The 8,021-nt window shown below is 60.2% G+C and carries 3 protein-coding genes and 1 pseudogene; 2 read left to right on the forward strand and 2 right to left on the reverse strand.

Features of this window, described 5'->3' with window-relative positions; all coding sequences use genetic code 11:
• Positions 1–1,386 precede the first annotated feature (1,386 nt).
• Positions 1,387–2,154: an HAD-IIA family hydrolase gene (locus AC0L2Z_RS34345; protein WP_473630510.1), complete on the forward strand. Its 768-nt coding sequence runs from the start codon at positions 1,387–1,389 to the stop codon at positions 2,152–2,154.
• 1,443 nt (positions 2,155–3,597) lie between these two features.
• Here AC0L2Z_RS34345 and AC0L2Z_RS34350 read toward each other — a convergent pair.
• Together AC0L2Z_RS34350 and AC0L2Z_RS34355 are read right to left on the reverse strand one after the other, a co-directional pair.
• Entirely contained in the window at positions 3,598–4,113 is a 516-nt protein-coding gene (locus AC0L2Z_RS34350) for a DUF2285 domain-containing protein (protein ID WP_473630511.1), read from the reverse strand.
• A 115-nt stretch (positions 4,114–4,228) separates the two neighbouring features.
• Positions 4,229–4,516: pseudogene (locus AC0L2Z_RS34355) on the reverse strand (transcriptional regulator domain-containing protein); the annotation flags it as partial.
• Between the two features lie 1,118 nt (positions 4,517–5,634).
• Between AC0L2Z_RS34355 and AC0L2Z_RS34360 the strand changes: the two are divergent.
• Complete coding sequence (locus AC0L2Z_RS34360; protein WP_473630512.1) at positions 5,635–7,764, forward strand: prolyl oligopeptidase family serine peptidase; 2,130 nt, start codon at positions 5,635–5,637, stop codon at positions 7,762–7,764.
• Positions 7,765–8,021 lie beyond the last annotated feature (257 nt).

Below are 8,021 nucleotides of genomic sequence, written 5' to 3' on the forward strand. Positions count from 1 at the left end.
AAGCAGTCCGGCATCGGGCGGGAGGGTTCCCGCCACGGGCTCGAAGACTACCTCGAAATGAAATATCTCTGCATAGGCGGAATCTGATCTCTATGTGGATGGACACCTCCGGCTCAGAATGAACCAAAGGGATGATCGAGCGCTTTGGCGAACCTGCTTGCGGCTGGTTCGGGTCGTCTATCGCGACCCCGGCCTGCGCGCCTTAAGTGTTCATCTAGGCGCCCAGTACGTTGAACCGCCTCTGCGGCGACGAGCCAAGGCGCCGGTACCTGACGGTACGTTGCTCATCCTATCCAACCGCGGCAAGCATCTCATCTGTGCGGGGCGACAGCATCAAGAAGTACCCGGAGATCCACGCCGCCGACAGCTCTCACCCTTATATGGATATCCTGATAGGTTCGGCCGCAATCGCTCGTTTGGGCCTCATAAATGTCCCCTGGTAAACGACGTATAGCTTCTTCGGAACGGGCAGGTGCCGATCACAGTTCGGCGCCCCAATTGCCTCATTTAGTAATTTTGTCCGATCACGTTCAGATAGGGTTGAGGGGCATTTTCCAACCCACGTTTTCGGCTCGCGGTCGTGAAATTCTAACACGGGATGAGCGCCCTTTCCGACGTGCTTGAATCGACGCTCGCCCTTGTCATAGCGCTGCCCTGTTGCCTTCCCTTCTTTGCAACGGCGGCCGCTGCCATTTTGTATCTTCGCTCCTGCCAAGCATCAATACCCGTCGCTGCCCCCAAACGAAGTGTCTTCGGGCTCTGCCTCAAAAAATGCCCTAAGGCGCAATACCTCCTCTTCCTGTTGCCGCTAGCAGGCTTCTGAACGGGCCAGGCTCTTAGCGAAGAGACATCGCAGGCGCCCGACTGTTACCCTGACTTGGCGGAAACGCGAAAACAAATGAACGGGTAAACCACTCGCGGTCGGCGTCAATATTCGGTACTGAATCACACCTTGGGCGCGGGAGCGACTCCCGAAACGTCGATAGGCTGTCCGATTATTGGGAAGTCCGCCAAGGCACCGGCGTGTTTGCGTCCGCGGCGCGAGACAATGCTGGATCACTGTGGTGCCGTCAATCACGATGGTTCTGCAGAGAAACGTCTCGCCAGGTGTTTCACGCGACCTTAAACGCGATCGTCCATCAGATGCGCTGACACAGCGAATGTCGTCAGCCCAACGGTGCAGCGCGTCCGCACGGCGAGCGGATGACGCACGGACACTTTTTACGCCGCAACCTCCTTATTGCCGCACAAGCAATTGAGCGCCCTTCGCGCATCGCTCTGAATCGCTACAGTCGCCGGTATTCCGGCCTGGAGAAGATACAGTGACACTAGACGTGCCCAGGCCGCGCATCCACGAGAGACATTGAGGGGTGAGATCCAATGATTATGGCGCATGTGCTCGACATGGACGGGGTCCTGGTCCGCGGCGGCCAACCGATTGCTGGCTCGGTCGACTATGTCGCCGGGCTAGTCGCCAAGGGTGAGCCGTTTCAGATCTTCACCAATAACTCGCGCTTCACGCCCGAAGATCATGCCGAGCGTCTAAGAGCGGTTGGCTTCGCCGTGCAGCCAGAGCACATCTACACCTCGGCGCTCGCCACCGCGCGGTTCGTGGAACTACAAAAGCACGGATCATCTGCTTATGTCATCGGCGACCACGGTCTGGTCGAGGCCCTGCGGCAGGCAGGCTGCCGGATAACGGAGTTTGCCCCCGAGTTCGTGGTCCTCGGAGACACCACTTCGTACCACTATGAGCAGATCGCAACTGGCGCCGAGCTTGTGGCGAAGGGCGCGCGCTTTCTCGCCACCAATCCGGATGCGACTGGCCCGACCGAGCGGGGCTCCCATCCGGCATGCGGTGCAGTCGCAGCACTAATCGAGAAGGCCACCGGCCGTCAGCCCTATTTCGTCGGGAAGCCGAACCCCTTTATGATGCGCAACGCGCTCGACCGGCTCGGAGTGCGAGCTGTCGATACCATCATGGTCGGTGACCGCATGGACACCGACGTGCTCGCCGGGCTCGAATCGGGCCTGAAGACAGCCCTTGTGCTTACTGGGGTGACCAAACTGGCTGACATAGAGCGGTTTCCATTCAGACCGGACCACGTGGTCGAGTGCCTTGCCGATCTGGGCCAGATCATCGTGAACCAATAAGCCGAGCGCACCCCTACACGAAGACCGAAGGCTCCCTCTGCGTTCCGCATGGCGGCCGTCAACCTGGGCAATTATCGGCAGGAACAGCTGGCCGCATCCAGAAAAGAAGTGATAAGCAGACAACTTAGTCGAAGTATACCCATGTAGACCAATGCAGGCCGGTCTTGGCTTCTATGAAGCAAGAGTCTTCGACCGAAGAGTCTCGCGCGCCGAAGTAGGCTACGTCCAGCGAATGGGTCAGGTCGGATCGACCAGATGCGTTCGCTGCGACACTCACGCCCGACACCGCCTTCGTTTCTGTGATGGCTGCGAACCACGAGATGGGCGTCGTTCAACCCATTGGAGTTTAGACCGATATGCCGCCTCGCTCCGGAGGCGATCCTACACGTGGACGCCGCGCAGGTTGTTAGTCGTATACCCATAGATCGAGTTCGTCGAAGTCGATCTGCTCTCCCCTATCAGCACATAAATTCCAGGCCCGAAAGGCGTTGGCGCGTTATACATTAGGGAGGGGTTGCGCCTCGAACCGCTTTTTTATGGTGAACAGGAGGACGGGCGACGGCGCAGGGACGCTGAACAGCTAAGCAGCCGTCTGACTGGCCGTTGCCGCGGAACAGGCGGCTCGGCGGCTGAGTGTAGCGAGTGGCATCGACGCGCTTCGAAACAACTTTGAACGGGAGTTGGCAATCCGCCTGCCGCAAGTACGTTTTAATGGGATTCAAGCACCGCGCCTTCCAAATACGTGCTCTTTGAGCATCCCGTGGTGTGAGGCCGATGCAATTGTAGAGCGCTTGGCGATGCGCGGAATCTGTCTCTCCACAGGTACCGCCTGCAGCGCTCGCTCCACCGCTCCGTCGCATGTGCTGACGACGATGGGATCAGCTATGAAGATGCCAAGCCTACGCTGCGAGTGAGCCTTTCCACATTTACTCCAAAGGCGGATCTCGAGTTGGCAATGGCCGAAATAGTCGCTGCCGTGAATACGGAGCCATAACGACCGCGCTCGAAGTCTGACAATTCTTCAGCACCAATTCGCATAGCCGGACGCGAAACATTGCGCCTCTAATTTGAAGTTCTGAACGCGAGTACATCTGAATTACGGATGCCCGGCAGGAGACTGAGCTCGCTGCCGGGCCGGGTACGCCTTGGGAGGTGGCGTAATTCAGCGACTCTCGTGGAGGTGGGAACCACTAAGTCCGCGTGTTTTGCTGAATAGCGTGCATGTACCGTGCCAGGTCAAAAAGCGCTTAAAAACACCCGAGAGTCAGGTTCCTGTACCTTGCGTACCCGACATTGTCGGCTATCGGACAATACGAACGTGCCTCTTGGCATCGACGATGCCTCAACCAGAGCGCCCTCGAAGGCCGTTCGCTGCCATGTCGAGCGGCCAATCGGTGGTGACGGGTTTTACGCCGGCTGACGCACAGGGCGGACTGTCACTTTTCAAGCGAGGAAATCTCTGTACCCTCCATTCATGAGGGCGCGGCCACGCGAGACGGCGCGGCGAATGCGGTCGCGCAGATGATCGCGAGGATCCCTCCAGTCGGCATGGACGCGCCGTTGACCAACCAGCGCTTCGGCGAGCTCACGATGTGACGCCCCAGCAAGTGAGCCGTCGAGCGCACGAAGAACGAAGGTCAAGCGCGGACCGCGTCTTTCCGGCGGAAACAAGCGGGCGGGCAGGTGTTGACCCTTACTTAGAGAATTGAGGCACTCGAGCACCCTCAGACGGGGCTTCGAAAGCATCGCGGGCCAGATCGCCTCGGTATGGAGGGAAACAGGGTGCAGGATATCCGCGCCAGAGACGGCGAGCTGGAGCGTATACTCTGTATCGCGAAGAAGAACATGCTGGCGCTTGTCGGGCGCCAGCAGGACCGTCGCACGACATCGCAACGCCGAGAGCTCGAACGACGATGTCACCCACGATGCTGACAGCTGTTCTGCAATGACTGGCAGCACATGGACGCACCAGAGCGGTGACCAGAATACGACCGAATTTCGCCCATAAGAGTCGGCGAAACAGGACACCCCAGTGTGACAGGTCGCCGGCGAGCGCGACGACGTCGAGAAAGGGTCGGTAGGACAAAGTATTTGCCTGCTGGCTTGGAGCGGTCACCTCCCGCTGGAATGCTGGATTGCGGCGCAAGAACTCCCAGGCCCATTCGCGCGGCGTCAGACCAGCGGTGTAATCGTACGATCTTTCATCGCGCCAATCAGCCTCATCCGCGCCAGTCACGAGAACTGTAGGCACGACCGTGCCCCCCTGCCCGCCCCCACGGATGTCGAAACACCGTGCCACTTGGCAAAGCACAGGCAAAGGCACCAGAGGTCGATGGCGCGATTTCGTCGAAGCGTGTGCCATCGGCACTGTAGAGGGCAGAAGACGCGCGCAAATAGCGACCAGACCGTCGAACCCGCGCAGCGACAGCCAGCGCGGCCTGAGCACGCCAAGGGAGTCGGTTTGATGGCGGTGATCGGCTCCTGCATCGCGTTCCAGACATTCCTTGCAGGCGCATTAGCGTGGCGGTGGATTGCACACTGATTGTGGATAGGTTGTCGTAGCGCGAGCGCTATAAGCTCAGTCATCGGAGGTCTCCTGGGGGAATTTCCGCCATTGGAGGCCAAGTTCCGCGCTATGGCAGCCTGTATAGTTGTACAGGTTAAGCCGACAGCTCAGTGGACCGCAAAACGAACCGGCGAGGCGCGCAGATCGCTTTTTGCTGGTGCTCACGCCGAGCTTTCTTTGCGGACGGTATGGAGATCGAGCGCGGCCGGGGCTCACTAGCGCCTGCTGCAGCTGATTCTTCCAAGCAGACTTGCCCCGCACTGCCCTGTTGCCGCGGCACACCAATGCGTAGCGTCAGGTAGACATCGTCGACCATTAGGCGTCTCGTTGAGATACTACGCCGAGCCCGAGCTCCCCCAATCCTAAACCCTCATATCGGACGGCGGCCCGACATCAGCCCAGGTTGCCATAGGGACGAGTCCCATGCGTTCGCCCGAATGCAGCTTGGTGACTTGATCGACAGACTTCAAGAATGCAATCAAGGGAACGGTGCAGGCCAAGATTGCGGCAGGGCTTGGGCACCATCAGGTCGCCCAAGCGGCGCCCAGCCCTTTCCTCGAATCTCCGGTTTTTTGCCGCTGGACCACAGCCCAGCCACTCCTGCTTGAGTGCTGCACGGTGTCACCGCTCGCGCCGGAGGTTGATCCGGTGATTACGGGGTACGCTCGTTGTCGCATTCGCGACGATGTCTGACATCTGACACAGCGCTGCCAGAGCGATCCCATTGTTCCGTAAGGGATTTCCCAGTTGGCACGACGGTTGCGGTCCTATGCGCAAAAGCACTGCGACGCCGCACCGACTGGGAAGAACTCATCCATGATCACGCTTTTCGAACATGCGGGCGACGCCGCAAACATTGATCCTTCTCGAGCAGGCGAGAGCCATTGCGCCTTCATTCCTCAGGTCTTTCGCACATGAGCGAATTCGATTTCCGCCCAACGCTGAATGCGCCCGACGATGACCCTCATCTTTGGCTTGAAGATGTAGAAGGCGAACCGGCACTTGCGTGGACCGCCAGCCAGTCGGCAAAGACCCTGAAGCACTTCGCGGGAACGCGGTTCGAGCGCGATCGGGCGGCCCTGACAGCGATTTTCGACCGTCCTGACAAGATTCCCACCATCTGGCGCCGTGGTCAGTACCTCTACAATTTCTGGCAAGATGCCGGAAATCCGCGCGGACAGTGGCGCCGGACCACCCTTGCCGCCTACATGAAGGCGGATCCCCAATGGGAGCTACTAGTCGATCTGGACGCCCTCGCGGCTAGCGACGGAGAAGACTGGGTCTGGGGCGGCGCGTCGATCGAGCCGGAGACGCGCGAAAGAGCCGTCTTGCGCCTGTCGCGCGGCGGCAGCGACGCGGTCGTGCATCGCGAATTCGACCTGAGCTCTCTGAGCTTTGTCGCCGACGGTTTCAATCTCCCCGAGGCCAAGGGTGACATTGATTGGCTCGACCCCAACACGCTTCTGCTTTCCAGTGCGCTTGGTCATGGCATGGCCACCCGCTCCGGTTACGCGCGCACCGTGCGACTGTGGAAGCGTGGCGCGGATCCCCTCACCGCGCCGGTAATCTTCGAGACCGGTTCCGAAACCCTGGGTGTGTCTGGCCATCTGGACCGTACCGCCGAGAGCGAGCGCGTGTGGTTCATCGAGCAGCTGGCCTGCTTCGAGAAGATAGTCCGCATTGGCGATGATAGCGGGCCGAAGATTGAGATCGACCTTCCTAAGGACGCCTGGTGGGGTAACTTCGGCGATTGGCTGGCGGTAAAGCCGCGCACAGCATGGACGGTTGCCGGGACGACCTATCACGCCGACGCGCTGATCGGCATCTCGCTTTCCTCTTTCCTGGCCGGCGAACGCCGTTTCAGTACCCTGTTTGAACCGGACGAGAGGCGCTGTCTGCAGTCATTCTTCTGGAATGACGGGAAGCTCATTATCGCCTACCTGGCGAACCTCGTTCCGAGATTCGAGGTGTTCACGCCGGGCCCGCAGGAATGGACGCGCCGAGCCCTGGACACCGTTCCCGTGCAAGGGACTGTTCACCTCTGGTCACTCGATGCCGCAGATCACGAGACCAATGGGGAGGTTCTGGTCGGGGCTCATGATCCAATCACCCCGCCGCAGCTTTTCCTATTCGATCTCAATGCCGCGCCGCCTGTCAGCGCTTCAGTAATCCTGAAGCGCAGCCCGGAGAATTTCGACGCATCCGGCCTGGTGGTCACGCGCCACGAGGCAGTATCGATCGATGGTGAGATGATTCCCTATACACAGGTCGGTCCGGCGGATGGGAACGGGGATGCCCCGGTTCATCTCAGCGCCTATGGCGGGTTCGGCATATCGCTCCTGCCCTCCTACAACTCCTCGCTCGGCAAGCTGTGGCTCGAGCGCGGCGGCACGTGTGTGGTGGCGAACATCCGCGGGGGCGGCGAGTTCGGCACCCGGTGGCACGATGCCGGGCGGAGGGAGGGCAAGCGTCTCGCCCATGACGATTTCGCCGCCGTTGCCGCCGACCTCGTGCGAAGGGGCATTACGCTGCCGAGGCGGATTGCCGCCGAGGGCGGCTCAAATGGCGGCCTGCTGATCGCCAACATGCTTACCCGCTATCCTGAGCATTTCGGCGCGCTGTTCTGCACGGTTCCGCTTATCGATATGCGCCGCTACACCAAGCTCCTGGCGGGCGCGAGCTGGATCGACGAATATGGCGATCCCGACAAGGCTGACGATTGGGCTTTCCTGAAGGAAATCTCCGCCTATCACGCCGCGACGCCCGGACAGCCCTATCCGCCGATCCTGCTCGCGACCACGAAGCGGGACGACCGCGTCCATCCGGGCCACGCGCGCAAGATGGCGGCAAAGCTGCAGGCCCTTGGCTATCCCGCGTTCTTCTACGAGCCCGGCGCGGGCGGCCACGGCTCCGGCAAGGACAATCGGGAGCGCGCTGCATTCAGTAGTCTTGGCATCAACTTCCTTCGCAGCGCGATCGGCTGGCACGCCGATAGCTTTCATAGACGACCGGGAGCTCGAGAAAGGCGGGCATCGAATGAGTGAGTAGAGGTCGAGGACTGCGACAAGGTGCAAATAATGCGAGCACGGTTTGCACAAACGCGCCCCGCACGCTGTCGATATCAATCAATACTGCAGGACTATTGCAGTCTACCATTTCTGAAGAGCAAGGAGAAATATCATGGCAACAAAGCGAGTGAAGGTGGCGCGGGGAGTAACAGCGGCCGTCGTCTTGATGCTGCTGGCACAGCCGGCTATCGCGATTCCAAAAGCCCCCTCCGCGTCTCCGCCTCCCCCTCCGC

Source organism: Mesorhizobium sp. WSM4850 (assembly GCF_055811735.1).